We start from the raw sequence: 15,596 nt of genomic DNA, 5'->3' as shown, positions 1-15,596 counted from the left end.
GAGGCTGCGATGGCGGACTGGCAGGCGACATCTTTATTGCCTGACAGGACCTCTTCGCAGCCTCGCTGAAGCTCGACAGCTCCTACGCAGGATTTTGTCGGATCGAGATGATCGTTCCCACGCTCTGCGTGGGAATGCCGCCTCGGACGCTCTGCGTCCAGCTGACGATGCAAGGTTCAAGTCCTGCGCAATGGTGACGCGGAGCGTCACAGGATGTATTCCCACGCAGAGCGTGGGAACGATCAACTGTGCGAGCCTGCGAAGATCAACTGTGGGAGCTGTGTTGCCCATCACATATTTTTAGGCCGATCCAGCTTGCGCGTCATGGTGTACACCGCCACGCCGGCGGCCAGGATGCCCGAGGCGGCGCCGACTGCCAGTGCCCAGCGTGGGCCCAGGTGGTCGGCAACCCAACCCACTATCGGTGCTCCAATCGGTGTGCCGCCAAGCGCCACGCCCACCCGCAAGGCGATCACTCGGCCGCGCATGGCGGGCTCGGTGGTGAGTTGCATCAGGCTGTTGGTGGTGTTGCTGAAGGTCAGCGCGCCCACGCCGATGATCACCAGCGCCCCGGCGAACAACCAATAGTTCGGGGCAATCGCCGCCAGCGTGCAGCCCACCCCGAATACCAGCGCGCCGATCAACAACGCCTTGAAGTGTGGCCGCTCGCGACCGGCTGCGAGCAGCGCCCCGGCAACGGTGCCGATGGCCAGGGTCGACGTCAGCAGGCCATAGCCGCGGGCATCGGCGTGGAACACGGTGACGGCCATGGTCGAGATGAAGATCGGAAAATTCATGCCGAAGGTGCCGATCAAGAACAGCATGATCAGGATCGCCATCAGGTCCGGCCGCGCCCACACATAACGAAGGCCTTCAGTCAGGCTGCCCTTGGTGCGCAGCGCCCGCAGGCTGGTGTGCAGGCCGGAAACCCGCAGCAGAAACAGCGAGGCCAGCACCGCGAAAAAACTCGCGCCATTGAGCAGGAACGCCCAGCCGGTGCCCACCGACGCGATGGTCACGCCGGCCACCGCCGGGCCAATCATGCGCGCCATGTTGAACGAGGTGGAATTGAGCGCGATGGCATTGGACAGGTCCGCTTCGCCCACCAGCTCCGCCACGAATATCTGCCGCACCGGTGCATCGAAGGCCGAGGCGCAGCCGGACAAAAACGCGAACACATACACGTGCCACAGCTGCACGATGCCGGTCAGGGTAAACACCCCCAGCATCAGCGCCAGCACGCCCATCACGCCCTGGGTGACCATCAGCAGCTTGCGCTTGTCGTAGTGATCGGCGGCGAAGCCGGTCCAGGGCAGCAACAGCAATTGCGGCCCGAACTGCAACGCCATGACGATGCCGACGGCCGACGCGTTATGCGGCGTGAGTTGGGTCAGCACCAGCCAGTCCTGGGCCGTGCGTTGCATCCAGGTGCCGATATTCGACACCAGGGCGCCGGCGGCCCAAATGCGGTAGTTGACGCTGCGCAGCGAGCGGAAAATGCCCATCGAACTCACACCGGCCCTGAGGAATGACCACCGTTGAAGCGCCCGAAATGCTGCGCCAGGAAAACACTCAGGGCCAAGGCCCCGAGCCCGAGGGCGAGCACATCAGCGGTGTTTTTGAGATCGAAGTCCCCGACCCGGCAGACCAGCACGTAGCCGATCACCAGGTTGAGAAAACCCCAGAGCACATTCAGCGTCGAGGAGGACCGCCCCTGGCCGCGCGGCTTGGCAAACGGCGTCTGGAAGGACTGGCCCATCAAGCCACTGAGGCAATGGGGCAGCGCGTTGGCGAGCAATACGCCGCCGAAGAAATAAGACACCAGCTCATGCCATTGCATCGTCACGCCCCCCTTGTTTCAAGCAAGCCGATGATCTCTTGCGCCGTGCCGGTTTCCCCCAGCTTCGGGAATACCTGGTTCAGGCTGTAGTGATGGGCCTCGGCGTTCGCGTCGGTCATGGCGTCGACGGCCAGGGTCACGTTGAAGCCGGCCTCGTAGGCCTGGCGCGCGGTGGACTCCACGCCGGTTCCGGTAGCAACGCCGGTGATCACCACTTGGGTCACGCCGAGTGCTTTGAGTTGCGCCTCAAGATCGGTGCTGGCGAAGGCACCCCAGGTGCGTTTGGTCACCCCAATGTCGCCGGGTTGCTGATCGAGTTCGGGCAGCAGGTCGGCCCATCCCGGTGGAAATACATCGCTGCGCCGTGGCCGCTCGGTGCGCCCAGGGGCGAAGCCTGTGACGTTGACCAGCACCACCGGCATGCCGCGCTCGCGGAACGCGTCGAGCAGTGCACGGGAGCGTTCCACCACGGCGCCGATGGGGTGGATGAACGGGTATTCGGCGATGCCTTTTTGCAAGTCCACGATGATCAGCGCGGTGTTGGGATCCAGCAAGGTGACGGCCATGGGATGTCCTCGAACGGATAGGGGGCTCAAAAGTCGGCGAGGCGCTCCAGCAGCTTTACCGCTGCCGCGAGTTCAGCTTGTTCTTCGGCAGACAGTTGCTCCTGCAGCGCCCGCAACAGCCAATCGTCCTTGGCTGCCCGGCTGGCGATCAGGTGCTTACGAAAGCCGGGAGTCAGCTCGATCAGGGTTTGGCGCCCATCGCTGGGGTCGGGTTTGCCCCTGATCGCTTTCATCGTTTCCAGCCCGGCCACGGTGATGCGCATGGACTGCGGCCGCACGCTCTCCGCCCGGGCCAGGGCCGAGACGGTGCTGGGCCCGTCTCGGTCCAGGCGCAGCAGCACCGACTTCTGGGCGGAAGTGAAATCGTTCGGATGGGTTTGTTCCCGCAGCCGGCGTATCAGCTTGCCCAGGGAGATGCGCAGCTCGGCAGCCAGGGCGGCGGATTGGGTTTCGGAGGTGATGGAAGGTTTGTTCATGCTCGGACATTAGCATGCGTGCAGAAAAACTGTACAGTTTAGCTGTATGAAATTTTTGTCATAAAAGCCCGCGTCAACGGTCCTTTTGCCGGGGCGTTACCTGGTGTCGCGGCTGGGCGTGCTGTCGTTCATGGACCGGGATGGTGCAAGACCGAATGCTATGTGGGTGACCGATTGTTGGGCGTGGATGATGAACGGGTTCTGCAACTGTTCACGGACTTGATGAGCCGCGCATTGACCTGATCGACATGCATGCGCGGCTTTTTCCCGGCCTATCAAGTGTGTTGATAGCGGTACTCCTGAGTCACCCCTTCATAGCCGTAGGCACTGGCCCGGCAGTCGATGATGTGCACATTGGAGTGCGGGTGCAGGTTGCCGATCAACTCCGCCAACAGCGTGTAGGCCTCACGATGAAAACGCGCCTTTTGCGCCTTGGTGTTGGTCTCATCGGTCACGGTGACTTCCAGGCGGAATGCGTTGCGCCCGTGTTCGGCCAGCGAGCGGTTATGAATGAACCACTGGTCGTGCGGCACAAAATCGAGAATCAGCAAGGTCTGCTCCGGGCGTTTCTCGAGCACTTCACAGGTCAGTGCAGTGAGCTGCGGGACGAGCTGGCGGACCAGTTCGGGATTGCGTTCTCCGGAGATTTTCAGGGTGATGCCTGGCATGGCGAATTCCTCGTAAGGGTAGGGTGAGGTGCCAGATTAAGAAAATTATTCGGATCTGAAAAACGGGAAGATATAATGATATCTATCGGAAAAAACGCAGGTTAGACATGCGCCCCTTTGACCTTGAGCAACTGCGCTCCTTCGTCACCATCCTGGAATCCGGCAGCCTTTCGGCGGCCGCGCCCAAGCTGTGCCGTTCCCAGTCCGCGCTCAGTGAGCAACTTCGCAAGCTGGAAACCTTCACCGGCGTGACGCTGCTGGAGCGCGGCAAAAAAGGCGTGAGCCCCACACCTGCCGGAGAGCGCCTGCTGGCACATGCGCGTGAATTGCTCGCGCTGAGTGACTGCGTGCTTGAGGACATGCGCGGCGTGACCTTGAGCGGCGAACTGCGCCTGGCCATCACCGACTATTTTTTGCCGAGCGCCATCGCGGGCATGTTGAAGGGTTTGCGCACGCGATATCCGCAGCTTCGGTTGCATGTTTCGGTGCGCAAGAGCCTGCAAATCGAAAAGGGCGCCAACAGCGGCGAATTCGACATTGGCCTGTCGATGCGCATCCTCGATGGTCGCAGCCTTCCCGAAGGCATTCCCGTACGACGAGAGGCCCTGCGGTGGGTGGCACTCAGTGGGTTCGACGCACAGCACGAACTCGTGGCGCCGCTGCCGTTGGTGGTACTTCCCCAGGATTGCAGCTTGCAGCGGTTCACCATCGACCTGTTGGATGCGCGCGGGGTGCCGTATGTCATTGCGCATTCCGCGTCCGGGGTGGCGGGCCTGCAATCGGCACTGCTGGCGGGGCTGGGCGTGGCGTGCCTGAACAGCTCGGCCGTGCCTGCCGGGGCCGAGGCATGCCGGTCGATTCAAACGCTTCCGGCGCTGCCCGATGTCGAGTTCAGCCTGTTACCGCCGCGTCCGGGAGAGGCTTCGCTGGTCAGTGCAGTGCGAGAAATGTTGATCACGCACTTTTCCTAGCGGCTCAAGATCGCCGGCTGGCCCCCGGCGGCTGCCCGGTGACGCGCTTGAATGCCCGGCTGAACGCGGCCTGGGAGTTATAGCCAAGGCGCTGCGCCACGGTTTCAATGGGCAGCCGCTCCAGCGTCAGCCACTGGCTGGCCAGGCGCATCCGCAGTTCGGTGGCGTAGCGCAACGGTGGCGTGCCGATCGTGGTTTGAAAGTGTTGGGCGAACACCGAGCGCGAGGTATGACACTGCGCCGCCAGCTCTTCCACCGTCCAGTCGCGCCCAGGCTGTTGATGCAACGCCAGCAGGGCCTTGGCCAGGCGCGGGTCGCGTAGCGCGGCCACCAGGCCGGACGCATTCCCGCAGGCACATTCGACCCAGCCCCGAACAACCATGGCCGCCACCACGTCCGCCAGGCGCGCCAGAATGCCGGCGAAGCCGATGCGGGCGCTGCTGACTTCGCGCTCCATGGCCGCCAGGATCGGCATCAACCCCGGATAACGTTGGCCCTTGGCGTCGATCAGCATCAGGTCCGGCATCAGGCGGCCAAGGCCGTGCAAACTCCCCAGTTCAAACTCCATGCAGCCGCTGAAGAGCAGGGTGCTTTGAGCCACGCCTGCATCGGTGCGGGCATCCACGGCACACACCGCATCGCCGAGGGCTGCGGCGTTGAAGCTGTGGATGTCCTGCACCGGCACCTCCGGGCTGGAGAGCAACTGATGGGCGCCCCCGTGGGAGATGAACACGGCGTTGCCCGGCGTCAGTTCGTACTGCGTGCCGTCCTCGGTACGCAGGGTGACGCCGCCGGCGGCGACAAGGTGGAAGTACGCATGCCCGGGTTTGGCCGCAAAGCCCAGGCCAAACGCCGGCCCAGCCTGGATACGGCGGTACTCGACGCCCCGCAGGCGCATGCCGCGCAGCAGCTCGTTGATGAGGTCAGAGGACACGTCGAACGGTTCTGGAAGCATCATTTTCGGGGTTTCGGTAAAGAATTCAAGATTTTGCATCATAGATCATCCTGCTCTGCCTACCTAGACTGGCGGTCGCGATAACTTTTGGAGGGTGACCAGTGATGAGCAGTTGTGTGTGTGACGCCGTAACCGGTGCAGATGTGGCGCCCGCGACACCGGCCTGGATGGCGGTGTTTTCGTTGGCGATGGGCGTGTTCGGATTACTCACGGCGGAGTACCTGCCGGCCAGTTTGTTGACGCCGATGGCGGTCGAACTCGGCGTCTCGGAAGCCTTGGCAGGGCAGGCGGTGACAGTCACGGCGGTGGTGGCGTTGTTCGCAGGGTTGCTGGTACCGGGCCTGACCCGCGGGATCGACCGGCGCGTGGTGCTGTTGTGCTTCAGCGCGCTGATGATCTGCTCCAACCTGCTGGTGGCGGTCTCGTCGAGCCTCATGGTGTTGCTGCTGATGCGCGTCCTGCTGGGCATCGCCCTGGGTGGCTTCTGGAGCATGGCGGCGGCGGTGGCGATGCGGCTTGTACCGGCGGCCCTGCTGCCGCGTGCCTTGTCGATCATCTTCAGCGGCATCGCGGTGGGCACTGTCGTGGCGGTGCCGCTGGGCAGCTTTTTGGGTGGGCTGTACGGCTGGCGCAGCGCGTTTCTCGCCGCCGCAGCAGTGGGCGGCGTGACCCTGGTGTTCCAGCTGTTCACCCTGCCGCCGCTCGCACCCCGCAGGACCGCCCGCTTGAGGACGGTGCTGGAAGTGCTGCTGCGTCCGGGCATTGCCGTGGGCATGTTGGGGTGCGTGCTGGTGCACACCGGGCACTTTGCGCTGTTCACCTATATCCGGCCATTCCTGGAAAGCACCACTGGCGTCGATGCCGAGGGGCTGGCGTTGATGTTGCTGGGGTTTGGCGTTGCGAACTTTGCCGGCACGCTGCTGGCCGGTTGGCTGCTGGTGCGTCTGCCGCGTGGAACATTGGTGCTGATGCCCGCGCTGGTGGGCGTTGCGGCGCTCGCCCTGGCGCTGTTGCCTGCAACCGTGACCGGGCAGGTGTGGTTGTTGATGCTCTGGGGCCTGGCGTTTGGCGGGGTGCCGGTGGCCTGGTCGAACTGGGTGGCGCGGGCCGTGCCTGACCAGGCGGAAAGCGCCGGGGGCATGGTGGTGGCTTCAGTGCAGTCGGCGATTGCCGCCGGGGCGGCGGCAGGCGGCGCGATGTTCAGTTTCAGTGGTATCGGCGGGGTCTTTGTCGCGGCAGGTATCTTGATGCTGTTGGCGGCACTGTTGATTGCGCTGAAGGTGAAGGTTGAAGCGCCTCCACAAGGTGCAGAGGCGGGGCCGGCGTTTCATCTCTGAAACCGTGTTAGAGGCAGGGGGCGAGAATAAACGCATGCGCTTCGCCCCCTTTCAGTTCGCTTGATCAATCCTGCTGGTTTTGGGCTCAGTTCCGACTCCGAGCAATCGTAGCTGAACGACCGCCTGCTGATCATTGACCTGCAGCGACCCTCGTATCTCTCTTTACTTCAGTAGCTGCGCAAAATAACCTCTGCCTCGCAGGCACCGTCCTGCTCCTTCAGGTTTGGCAAGGCGCTTCACACTCACCAGCACCGCCTGGCAGGTGTCATGGTGCTTGCACGTTGAGGTTCTGCGATGAGCGCAGTCGTTGATCATGGCGTCCGTTTCGGACGAATTGCAGTAACGCTTCCCGTAAAGGACATGGGCAGGGCCCATGATTTTTACACCAGGGTCCTGGGGTTTACGAAAGCCTTCGAAAATGGAAACCCGATCGGCTTCATGATTCTGCAGCGCGACCAGGGCGAGCTGCATTTGACCTTGCAACCCAACCACCCAGCCGCCGCGTTCACGATTGCCCACCTGATGGTGGACGATGTCGACAGGCTGCACGCCGCTTGCGTGCAGCATGGGGCGAGGATCATCAAGCGCCTCAAGGATCAGGATTACGGGTTGCGGGCGTTTGTGTTCGAAGACCCGGACGGGAATCGTATTGATGTAGGTCAGCCGCTCTAACCGAGCAATCAGGGAAGATAATGTTGACGACTACCGATGTTGTTCACACGCTGCGTGCACCGTCAGAGCTTGATTACTACGACACCCGGTCAGCCCCGCTGCCTACTGAAATCACCGCGCTGGATGCCTGGAACATCATGACCGGCGAACCGGGGCCGTTGATGCAGGTGGCTTTCCGAATCAGGGATGCCATTTCCTCGTTGTTTGGTGTGAAGCGCATCGGTGGGTTCTCCGGCACCTTGCGCGAGGCTGTGCAGGTCGGCGACCGGCTGGACTTCTTCCTGGTGGAACGCAGCGCGCCCGACATGCTGGTGCTGACCGAGCGTGACCGGCACCTGGATGTGATGATCTGCCTTTCAATCGCTGACCGTGTACTCACGATCACCTCGTCGGTTGTCACCCATAACACCTATGGGCGCCTCTACATGCTGCCAGTGGGGCCAGCGCACAAACTCATTGTGAATGCTCACCTGCGACGACTTGAACGAACGCTGCAAGAGACAGCCGCAACGCCCGGCGGGTAGGCACGTTCACCGCCCGCCGGGAGGTGGATCAATTGCCTTTTTCAGCCGCCAAGAAGTACGCAACCAACGCATTGGCGTGACCATGGCCCATGCCGTGTTCAGTCTTGAGCAAGGCCACAAGCTCCATATGCTTCCTGGAACTGGCGGCCTTGAGCAGATCCAGCCAGTGGCTAATGGGTTGCCCATAGTTTTTTTCGATGGAGGGGAAGTACGACGCTGGCCCTTTTGTTTTTGTGTCGTCGGTCATGATGCAAACTCCCTTTTTGCTGAGGTGATAATGCCCGGATAACGTTACCGCTCTGGACTCACCGGGTCCACCGTACGGCCCGTCCCTACACGCCCCCGTTGGCCTCGCCAATCAAAATATCCTCGAAGAACGCCCCGACCGGTTGTGTGGGATGGCAGATCTGTATCTCCAGCACCCAGACCATCTCGCTCGGTACGATCTCGACTTCAGCCAGCTTGTCCTGCCCGAACAGGGCATGGGGGAAGTCGGCGATGCGGTGTCCGGCCAGGTTGCGCTCAAGGCGCCAGCCCTTGGAGAGGGCGCTACCCTCAGCGAAGTCGTACAGCTCGCGCCCGGTCAGCCCGCGGTGCCAGGCATCGCGGGTTTCGTCGAACACTTCATGCAGGGCCTTCGTGCAAGCGTCATGCAATGGGTGCTCGCCGAATACGAAGGTGTCGCCATAGTCGCCTTCATAGCCATCCCACACCGGGCCAAGGTCCACCACCGCGATATCGGTGGGCCGCAGCTTGCGCAGCAGGTCGATGCCTTGGCGGGGTGTGCGGATGGTGTCTTCGCCAAAGCGGATATAGGTGGGATGCCAGGTGTGAGACGCGCCCATGGCCTGCAATGTCTCGCTGGCCATTGCGAGGGCTTGCGCCGTGGTCATGCCGACTTTCAATTGATCGGCGATGGCGGCCAGGGCCCTGACCGTTTGCTCGCGGGCCGCGAGCATGCCGTCCAACGAGTAGCGCGGGCCGACTTTTTCCAGCACCGGGTGCCGCGTGTTGAGCGACTCCGCTGGCGTCAATGCACCGCTGGGGACGAAGGCTTCGGCGACAAAACGATGCGCCTGCGCACCTGCCGCCAGGCAGGCTTCGCGGGCCTGGTTGATCATCGTGCTATTGCCGCAGGCGTAGATTTGGCTCTCGGCCCAGTCATGGGGCTGTGTCAACGCGACCTGCTGTACGCGGGCGTCTGCCGACAAAACCCGATGCCAGAGAAAGCGTGGATGGGCCTGGCTGGCCCGTTCGAGAAACTCGACGTCATAGAAGTCCGCCGGTGCCGAGTTACCCCAATACAGGGTGACCTCGGCCTGGCGGGCCAGGGCCGTCAGCAACAAGGGCTTGATACCGGCATAACCGGTCCCGGTAGCGAACAGCACAACAGGGCGCTCATCGTCGTGTTGCCAGGTGCAGGCGCCCACGGGGCCTTCGAGTTTTACGGCATCGCCCACTTGCAGGGTCGGCAGGATGCGTTCGGAAAACAGGCCGCCGCTGACCTGGCGAATATGAAATACCAACCGGCCTTGATCCTGCGCGGGCAGATTGGCCACGGAGAAACAGCGGCTGTCGCCATCGTCGAGGCGAAACCTGAGGTACTGGCCGGCCCGGACTTCGAGTGGCTGGGCAGTCAGCAACACCAGCTCGACGATGTCGGCGCTCAACGCGCGTTTGCTGATCACCTGTGCGCTGGCTTCCAGCGCGGGCGTGTCCAGTGACCAGCCGGGGATTTCCACGCGCATGTCGCTGCAGGCATGGCTCTGGCACAGCAACATCTCGTCAGCCGCGAGCGGATAAGAAGGGGCAGGGGTGTCGGGTGTGCGCAGCTTTTCCCGGTGCTGGCCCGACACCACCTTGACCTTGCACGATCCGCAGGCGCCGCGCCGGCAGGAAAAGGGTACGGCGAGACCGCTGGCCAGCATGGCGTCGAGCAGCAATTGATCGGCAGCTTCGAAGGATTTGCCCGAGGGCAACAATTCAACGACATGGCGGTTGTGCATAAACACCTCGGGGCAATTGAGCCTCGATTGTTGCGGTAGACTAGGACCAGGAGAACCTCCAGTTTTGGATAATTCATATGGTCCAGCTTCGCAAATGGCGCCCGCTGCTCAAACTCGATGGGGAGCAGCCGCAGGCGTCCTACAGAAAGATCGTCGAGGGCCTGGTGAGCGCGATTGTCGAGGGCCGCCTGCGCCCCGGAGCGCTGTTGCCCGGCACGCGGGAGATGGCGCAACTGCTGGACGTCAACCGCAAGACGGTGATCCTTGCCTACGAGGAGGCGGTAACCAAGGGCTGGCTGGTCAGCCTTCAACGTCGCGGTACCTTCGTCAGTTCGCAACTGGCGACACGCGCGGTGCCGGCCACCCGCGCCCCGAAGTCGTTTGCCCCGGCATTGCGGGAGGTGCCTGCGGCGGCCTATTTCACCCCGGGCGAACAGGTGACAGCCCTGCAACACCGGCCCGGCGCGCTGTTTTTCGACAATGGCGCCTGTGACCATCGCTTGCTGCCGCAAGCCGTGCTGCACCGCTATTACCGCAATGCCTTGCGCAACAGCTTTACCACCAACACCGTGCGCCATGGCAGCGAAGGCAGCGGACAGTACCTGCGCAACGCCCTGGCCGAAATGTTGCGCCACAATCGCGGCCTGACGGTCGGCGCGCCGCAGATTTGCCTGACCCAAGGCGTGCAGATGTCGCTGTACCTGACCGCCAGCGCGCTGCTCAAACCCGGTGATGTGGTGGTGGTCGAACGCCTGAGTTACCCACCGGCCTGGGAGATTTTCCGCCAGTTGGGCGCGCAACTGGTCACCGTGGACCTGGACGACGAAGGTTGCCGGGTCGACCAGCTCGCCGAGCTGTGCCGCCTGCATAACGTACGGATGATGTACGTCACCCCCCATCACCAGTTTCCTACCACCGTCAGCCTGCGTGCCGGACGTCGCCAGCAGCTCCTGGAACTGGCCCGGCTGCATGACTTCTGCATCATCGAGGAAGACTACGACCACGAGTATCACTTTGCCGGACGGCCCTATTTGCCCCTGGCCAGTGACAGCGCGCAGCGTCATGTGATCTACATCGGCTCGCTGTCCAAGTCCCTGGGCAGCACCTTCCGTTGCAGCTATATCGTTGCCCCGTCGAACCTCATCGAAGTGCTCGAACGTACGGCGGCGGTGAGCCTGGGCCAGGGCGATGCCGTGATGCAGCGGATGCTCGCGGACTTGATCAACGATGGCGAATTGAAGAAGCACCTGCGGCGGGTTTCCAGGGAATACCGTCGGCGTCGGGAGACCCTGCTCAGTTGTTTGCTGGAAGCTTTTGGCGAGCAGATCTCTGTGCAGGAACCCGAAGGCGGGCTGGCGCTGTGGGTAAAGTTCGCCGACTCAATCGACGTCGGCCGACTGGCCGAAAAAGCACTGGAGCTGGACCTGGTGGTGCGCAGCGGTCGCCTGTTTTCACCGTTTGATCATCCTGAAAATGCCTTGCGCCTGGGCTTCGCCTCGCTCAATTCGGAGGAAATCCGCGTCGCTACGCAGCGTTTGGCTGAGGCGGCGCGGGCGATTGGGGGCGCGGCTAAATAATTACGCCGGCTCAAAGGTGGATGTGTAAGGATATGTTACTTAGCCTTTGATACTGCCAATAACAGGAACCGACGCTGATGCTCGCTGCCTTCAGACACTACCCGTTTTCGGTCAATCTGCTGCTGTCGTCTGCGTTGTTCCTGACCCTGGGGCGCGCCATTACCCTGCCGTATATGGTGATTTATCTGTCATCCAACTTCACGTTGGGCATCAGCGAAATCGGTCTGGTGGTGGGCGGTGCGATGCTCATCGGTTCGTTGCTGAGCCTTTACGGCGGCTACCTGACTGACAAAATCTCCAGCTACCGATTGATCCTCAGCTTCACGGGGTTTTTCACCGTCGGCTTCATCGGCATGTGCGTCACGTCGCACCTGTGGCTGTTTTTCCTGTTTCTGGTGTCGTTCAACTTCGCCTATTCAGTGATCGATATCGTGGTCAAGGCCGCGTTTGGCAAACTGCTGCCGGAAGCCGAACGCGGCAAAGTGTTTTCGGTGCGCTACACCCTGATCAACATTGGTTACGCAGTGGGGCCGTTCATTGGCGCCGGGCTCGCGCACATGGATATGAAACTGCCGTTCCTGGTGTCGGCGATCCTGGGCATGGGCTTCTTCCTCACCTATTGGGTGTGGGGCGACAGGAGCCTCAGCTCCGCCGACCCGGCCAATGCCCCGGTGTCGTTCGTCGCGGTGGGGCGCATTCTGCTCAAGGACTATCGCCTGGTCTGCTTCACGGTGGGCGGCGCGTTGAGCGCCGTGGCGTTCGGCCAGTTCACCGGCTACATCTCGCAATACCTGGTGACCACGAGCACGCCGGAATTTACCTACCGGGTCATCAGCTCGGTGGTGGCGGTCAATGCGACCGTGGTGATCTGCCTGCAGTACATCGTGGGCAAGCGCATTACCAACGAGCATCTGAATCAATGGCTGACGGCGGGCTTCAGCCTGTTTCTGCTGGGCGTCGTCGGTTTTGCGCTGTCCACCACCGTGCTGCATTGGGCGTTGGCCGTGGCGATATTCACCGTGGGCGAAATCATCGTGTTCCCGGCCGAGTACATGTTTATCGACCGCATCGCACCGGAGCACCTGCGCGGCATGTATTACGGCGCGCAAAACCTGTCCAGCCTCGGCGGTGCGCTGGGGCCGGTGCTGTGCGGGTTTGCCCTGGCAACGCAGTCGGCGCATTTCATGTTCTATATGCTCGCGGCGTTTATCGTGGCGGGTGGGTGCTTCTATCTGATGGGGGCTTCCTATTCCAAACGCTACGACACTGGACGCGGGGAGTGAGTGCTTTACCTATCCTCCACGCCTGCCCAGGTGAGTAAGCCAAACTCAGGTGTTCATGGCGGCCCCTTCAAAAAACGCCGCGCATGATCCGGGTCCGGCAACAGGCAGGTGTCGTATTTCCCGAAGAGCCGATAGCGATTACGCGCGATGCGATCATAAGCCCAATCCCGAAGAAAGCGCGGGATGGCGCGCAGCACCAGCAACGGGCGCCAGCGGGCAGGCAGTTGCGCAATGATTTCAAACACCGCCTCCGAACGCTCCCAATACTGCCGGTCGCGGATCACGGCGAGGGTGTCGAACTGATCCAGCGGCAACCCGGCCCAGGCCAGTAGCGCCTGACCTTCGGGCGACTGAACGGCCGCCAAGCGCACACGTCGGTCGTGGTCATGGCGAATCAGGAACCTTGCCCAGCCGTTGCACAGCTTGCACACACCGTCGAACAGCACCACGGTTTCGCCGGGCTTGAGGAGTGGTGCGGGAGTAGGCCGGGTGTGGGAGGCGGGCATCAGCGTGGGTCCAGTCGGGCCGGGTTAGCCTGGATCATACCCGCGTTCGGCACGACTCAGCGCTGCCCGCAGCCCCGTCGATGCACTGGTGAGTGGAGCAGGGCCCGTCGTTACAAGCGAAGAGGCTTCGCTCATGGACGCTTGCGCCAGTGCCACGATAGACGCGCCATCCCCATAGGCACGGTCCGCAGCCTTGGCGATGGTCGCGAGATAACCGTGCAGGTCGCCCGCCTTGAACATCGCCCACGCCCCTGGAACCAGTTGCACCTCCACCGACGCCCCGGTGTGCTGGGCCATCTGGTAAAACAAGCGAGCAGTCGGCTCGAGTGTGGTTTCGACAGCGCACAACACCACCACCTTCCCGCCAGCTTGAACCGCCGCGAATGCCAGCGCTTCATCTGCCCGCAGAATCGGCACCCGGGTGTGAGTACCGGCAAGTTCAACCACCGGGCCCAGGGTCGAACAGGTGAGCACCACTGCATCGCAGTGCTGAGCCAGCGCAACCAGCGCCTGCTGCGTTTCCTCGGCTATGCCTGCGGTCAGCTTACCCGCGCATTCAACCGCTGCCAGAAGATCGGCCCGGACTGCATGGTGCAAAACCCGTGACCCGATCCCCAGCGCTGCTGCGGCAGCGTCAAACACGGCAATGTTGCTCTCGGCGGTATGCAGGCAGGTAATACGCATCGCTCAGGTCTCCGGCACTTTTGAACACCCGCCGACTTTAACGCGACAACACCGGCGCTGCGCCTTTTTCCTCCACGCCCACCTCATGCAGCGAAATCCGTGACGTCTCCGGCAACGCCAACCCGCCCGCCAACGCCAGCACCGCCACCGCAATCAGATAAAACGCCGGCGACAGGTTGCTGCCGGTGGTACTGATCAACCACGTCGCCACCAACGGCGCCGTACCGCCAAAGATCGTGTACGCCATGTTGTAGGTAATCGCCGAAGCCGTATACCGAGTGCGTGTCGGAAAGGTCTCCGACAACAACGCCGCCGTCACCACTCCACACAGCACCGCGCCCACCGCCAGCAACATCACCCCTACCACCGATGCCGCGAACGACCCGGAACTGGCCATCAGGAACGACGGGTACACCACCACAATCAACAACACACACGCCGTCATCACCGTGACCCGACGCCCCACCCGATCCGAATACAACCCTGCCAGCGGGCAGATCGCCGCCGCGAAAATCAGCGCAATCAGCGATACCAGCAACGCCACCGCCCGACTCAAGCCACCCGCCACCTGCAGATACGTCGCGAAGTAGGTGGTGAACATATAAAACGACAACGCCGTGAGCGACACAAAAGCGCCCAGGCAACAGATCGCCGCACCATGGTTGCGCAAGGTTTCCCTGAGGGGAGAGTGCGCGACCGCGTGCTCCTGCTTCACCGCCTGGAAGGCCGGCGTCTCATCCAGCTTCCAGCGCAGGTAAAGCCCCACCAGCCCCAGCGGCGCCGCGATCAGGAACGGCAAGCGCCAGCCCCAGCTGCCCATCGCCTCGGCGGACAGCGAAGCCTCCAGTGCGTACGCCACCACGGCCGCCGCAGCGAACGCAGAAAACGTCGACACCGGCACAAAACTGCCATACCAGGCGCGCTTGTCACTGGGCGCGTGCTCCATCAGATAGGCACAGGCCCCGGCGTATTCGCCCCCGGCGGAAAAACCCTGGGCGCAGCGAATCAACGACAACAGAATCGGCGCCGCCACGCCGATGGCGGCGTAGGTGGGCAGCAGGCCGATCAGCGTGGTGGCGCCGGCCATCAGCAAAATCGTCATGGCCAGCGTGCGTTTGCGCCCGATCCGGTCGCCGAGCATGCCAAAGAAAATCCCGCCCAGGGGCCGGAAGGCGAAGGCCACCGCGAACACCGCAAAGGTCTTCAGCAACGCCGCGCTGGCGTCACCGCTGGGGAAGAATTGCTGGGCGATGGTGGTGGCGAGAAAGCCGTAGACGGCGAAGTCGAACCACTCCACGAAGTTACCGATACCGGCGGCGATGATCACTCTGCGCAGGGTTTGGGGGCTGACCTGTTCGGTGGATGGGCTCGTCATGGGGGAAGGCCTCGGCGGTGGTAAGGGGATGCTTGATTATCGGGGGCGGGGATTGGGCGGCGGGGCTCAAAAGAGTCGTCCGCGTAGTCAGTAGCGACTGGGTGGGAGTGATGCAGGCAGGATTTGGGCCAGGTAAGGCGGGGAGCTATCCAGGGA

The 15,596-nt window shown here is 62.6% G+C and carries 17 protein-coding genes; 6 read left to right on the top strand and 11 right to left on the bottom strand.

The genetic code is table 11. The annotated features are described in order from the left end of the window. Positions 1–290 precede the first annotated feature (290 nt). The 5 genes from HX873_RS24915 to HX873_RS24895 form a co-directional block, all read right to left on the bottom strand. Entirely contained in the window at positions 291–1,505 is a 1,215-nt protein-coding gene (locus HX873_RS24915; protein WP_177123351.1) for an MFS transporter, read from the bottom strand. Between the two features lie 5 nt (positions 1,506–1,510). Further along, the gene (locus tag HX873_RS24910; protein WP_008438861.1) at positions 1,511–1,840 is read right to left on the bottom strand and encodes a hypothetical protein; all 330 of its coding nucleotides are present in this window, start codon (positions 1,838–1,840) and stop codon (positions 1,511–1,513) included. Between the two features lie 2 nt (positions 1,841–1,842). Beyond that, entirely contained in the window at positions 1,843–2,406 is a 564-nt protein-coding gene (locus HX873_RS24905) for an isochorismatase family protein (RefSeq protein ID WP_003214524.1), read from the bottom strand. Between the two features lie 26 nt (positions 2,407–2,432). Next, complete coding sequence (locus tag HX873_RS24900; RefSeq protein ID WP_003214523.1) at positions 2,433–2,882, bottom strand: MarR family winged helix-turn-helix transcriptional regulator; 450 nt, start codon at positions 2,880–2,882, stop codon at positions 2,433–2,435. A 275-nt stretch (positions 2,883–3,157) separates the two neighbouring features. After that, complete coding sequence (locus tag HX873_RS24895; protein WP_003214522.1) at positions 3,158–3,550, bottom strand: tautomerase family protein; 393 nt, start codon at positions 3,548–3,550, stop codon at positions 3,158–3,160. A 107-nt stretch (positions 3,551–3,657) separates the two neighbouring features. On the opposite strand from HX873_RS24895, the gene HX873_RS24890 reads away from it, so the two are divergent. Next, the gene (locus HX873_RS24890; protein ID WP_134326054.1) at positions 3,658–4,521 is read left to right on the top strand and encodes a LysR family transcriptional regulator; all 864 of its coding nucleotides are present in this window, start codon (positions 3,658–3,660) and stop codon (positions 4,519–4,521) included. 4 nt (positions 4,522–4,525) lie between these two features. On the opposite strand, the gene HX873_RS24885 is transcribed toward HX873_RS24890, so the two are convergent. Then, positions 4,526–5,515, bottom strand: a complete 990-nt coding sequence (locus HX873_RS24885; RefSeq protein ID WP_177123350.1) for an AraC family transcriptional regulator — start codon at positions 5,513–5,515, stop codon at positions 4,526–4,528. Positions 5,516–5,580: 65 nt separating this feature from the next. Here HX873_RS24885 and HX873_RS24880 point away from each other — a divergent pair, with 65 nt between their 5' ends. The 3 genes from HX873_RS24880 to HX873_RS24870 all read left to right on the top strand — a co-directional run bounded on the left by HX873_RS24880 (position 5,581) and on the right by HX873_RS24870 (position 8,009). Further along, positions 5,581–6,813, top strand: coding sequence for an MFS transporter (locus HX873_RS24880; RefSeq protein ID WP_177123349.1), 1,233 nt, complete (start codon positions 5,581–5,583; stop codon positions 6,811–6,813). 294 nt (positions 6,814–7,107) lie between these two features. Beyond that, positions 7,108–7,485, top strand: a complete 378-nt coding sequence (locus HX873_RS24875) for a glyoxalase/bleomycin resistance/extradiol dioxygenase family protein (protein WP_008438853.1) — start codon at positions 7,108–7,110, stop codon at positions 7,483–7,485. A gap of 20 nt (positions 7,486–7,505) precedes the next feature. Further along, positions 7,506–8,009 (top strand): DUF2867 domain-containing protein, encoded by a 504-nt coding sequence (locus HX873_RS24870; RefSeq protein ID WP_102368493.1) that lies wholly within the window; start codon positions 7,506–7,508, stop codon positions 8,007–8,009. A gap of 28 nt (positions 8,010–8,037) precedes the next feature. Here HX873_RS24870 and HX873_RS24865 read toward each other — a convergent pair whose 3' ends face one another. Both HX873_RS24865 and HX873_RS24860 read right to left on the bottom strand, forming a co-directional pair. After that, positions 8,038–8,256, bottom strand: coding sequence for a DUF4287 domain-containing protein (locus HX873_RS24865; protein WP_003214516.1), 219 nt, complete (start codon positions 8,254–8,256; stop codon positions 8,038–8,040). A gap of 85 nt (positions 8,257–8,341) precedes the next feature. Further along, positions 8,342–10,015: a M24 family metallopeptidase gene (locus tag HX873_RS24860; RefSeq protein WP_177123348.1), complete on the bottom strand. Its 1,674-nt coding sequence runs from the start codon at positions 10,013–10,015 to the stop codon at positions 8,342–8,344. 77 nt (positions 10,016–10,092) lie between these two features. On the opposite strand from HX873_RS24860, the gene HX873_RS24855 reads away from it, so the two are divergent. Together HX873_RS24855 and HX873_RS24850 are read left to right on the top strand one after the other, a co-directional pair. Then, the gene (locus HX873_RS24855) at positions 10,093–11,592 is read left to right on the top strand and encodes a PLP-dependent aminotransferase family protein (RefSeq protein WP_177123347.1); all 1,500 of its coding nucleotides are present in this window, start codon (positions 10,093–10,095) and stop codon (positions 11,590–11,592) included. Positions 11,593–11,669: 77 nt separating this feature from the next. After that, positions 11,670–12,875 carry an MFS transporter gene (locus HX873_RS24850; protein WP_003214513.1) on the top strand — a complete coding sequence of 402 codons (1,206 nt, stop codon included), beginning with the start codon at positions 11,670–11,672 and terminating at the stop codon, positions 12,873–12,875. A 53-nt stretch (positions 12,876–12,928) separates the two neighbouring features. On the opposite strand, the gene HX873_RS24845 is transcribed toward HX873_RS24850, so the two are convergent. Genes HX873_RS24845 through HX873_RS24835 form a run of 3 tightly spaced genes read right to left on the bottom strand, consistent with a single transcriptional unit; the run spans position 12,929 to position 15,440 of the window. Next, on the bottom strand, positions 12,929–13,381 hold the full coding sequence (locus HX873_RS24845; RefSeq protein WP_003214512.1) for a thiol-disulfide oxidoreductase DCC family protein: 453 nt from the start codon (positions 13,379–13,381) through the stop codon (positions 12,929–12,931). 24 nt (positions 13,382–13,405) lie between these two features. After that, positions 13,406–14,065 (bottom strand): aspartate/glutamate racemase family protein, encoded by a 660-nt coding sequence (locus HX873_RS24840; protein WP_177123346.1) that lies wholly within the window; start codon positions 14,063–14,065, stop codon positions 13,406–13,408. Positions 14,066–14,102: 37 nt separating this feature from the next. Next, positions 14,103–15,440, bottom strand: a complete 1,338-nt coding sequence (locus tag HX873_RS24835) for an MFS transporter (protein WP_177009656.1) — start codon at positions 15,438–15,440, stop codon at positions 14,103–14,105. Positions 15,441–15,596: the final 156 nt, after the last annotated feature.

Source organism: Pseudomonas sp. P7758, from assembly GCF_013386485.1.
Classification (GTDB): Bacteria; Pseudomonadota; Gammaproteobacteria; order Pseudomonadales; family Pseudomonadaceae; genus Aquipseudomonas.
The sequence above is the reverse complement of the archived record's forward strand: the minus strand, read 5'-3'. Positions and strand labels throughout refer to the sequence as shown.

Excerpts from the sequence above, each read along its gene's own strand:
- HX873_RS24915 (WP_177123351.1), bottom strand. The coding sequence starts at position 1,505 with ATGGGCATTTTCCGCTCGCTGCGCAGCGTCAACTACCGCATTTGGGCC.
- HX873_RS24910 (WP_008438861.1), bottom strand. The coding sequence starts at position 1,840 with ATGCAATGGCATGAGCTGGTGTCTTATTTCTTCGGCGGCGTATTGCTC.
- HX873_RS24905 (WP_003214524.1), bottom strand. The coding sequence starts at position 2,406 with ATGGCCGTCACCTTGCTGGATCCCAACACCGCGCTGATCATCGTGGAC.
- HX873_RS24900 (WP_003214523.1), bottom strand. The coding sequence starts at position 2,882 with ATGAACAAACCTTCCATCACCTCCGAAACCCAATCCGCCGCCCTGGCT.
- HX873_RS24895 (WP_003214522.1), bottom strand. The coding sequence starts at position 3,550 with ATGCCAGGCATCACCCTGAAAATCTCCGGAGAACGCAATCCCGAACTG.
- HX873_RS24890 (WP_134326054.1), top strand. The coding sequence starts at position 3,658 with ATGCGCCCCTTTGACCTTGAGCAACTGCGCTCCTTCGTCACCATCCTG.
- HX873_RS24885 (WP_177123350.1), bottom strand. The coding sequence starts at position 5,515 with ATGCAAAATCTTGAATTCTTTACCGAAACCCCGAAAATGATGCTTCCA.
- HX873_RS24880 (WP_177123349.1), top strand. The coding sequence starts at position 5,581 with ATGAGCAGTTGTGTGTGTGACGCCGTAACCGGTGCAGATGTGGCGCCC.
- HX873_RS24875 (WP_008438853.1), top strand. The coding sequence starts at position 7,108 with ATGAGCGCAGTCGTTGATCATGGCGTCCGTTTCGGACGAATTGCAGTA.
- HX873_RS24870 (WP_102368493.1), top strand. The coding sequence starts at position 7,506 with ATGTTGACGACTACCGATGTTGTTCACACGCTGCGTGCACCGTCAGAG.
- HX873_RS24865 (WP_003214516.1), bottom strand. The coding sequence starts at position 8,256 with ATGACCGACGACACAAAAACAAAAGGGCCAGCGTCGTACTTCCCCTCC.
- HX873_RS24860 (WP_177123348.1), bottom strand. The coding sequence starts at position 10,015 with ATGCACAACCGCCATGTCGTTGAATTGTTGCCCTCGGGCAAATCCTTC.
- HX873_RS24855 (WP_177123347.1), top strand. The coding sequence starts at position 10,093 with ATGGTCCAGCTTCGCAAATGGCGCCCGCTGCTCAAACTCGATGGGGAG.
- HX873_RS24850 (WP_003214513.1), top strand. The coding sequence starts at position 11,670 with ATGCTCGCTGCCTTCAGACACTACCCGTTTTCGGTCAATCTGCTGCTG.
- HX873_RS24845 (WP_003214512.1), bottom strand. The coding sequence starts at position 13,381 with ATGCCCGCCTCCCACACCCGGCCTACTCCCGCACCACTCCTCAAGCCC.
- HX873_RS24840 (WP_177123346.1), bottom strand. The coding sequence starts at position 14,065 with ATGCGTATTACCTGCCTGCATACCGCCGAGAGCAACATTGCCGTGTTT.
- HX873_RS24835 (WP_177009656.1), bottom strand. The coding sequence starts at position 15,440 with ATGACGAGCCCATCCACCGAACAGGTCAGCCCCCAAACCCTGCGCAGA.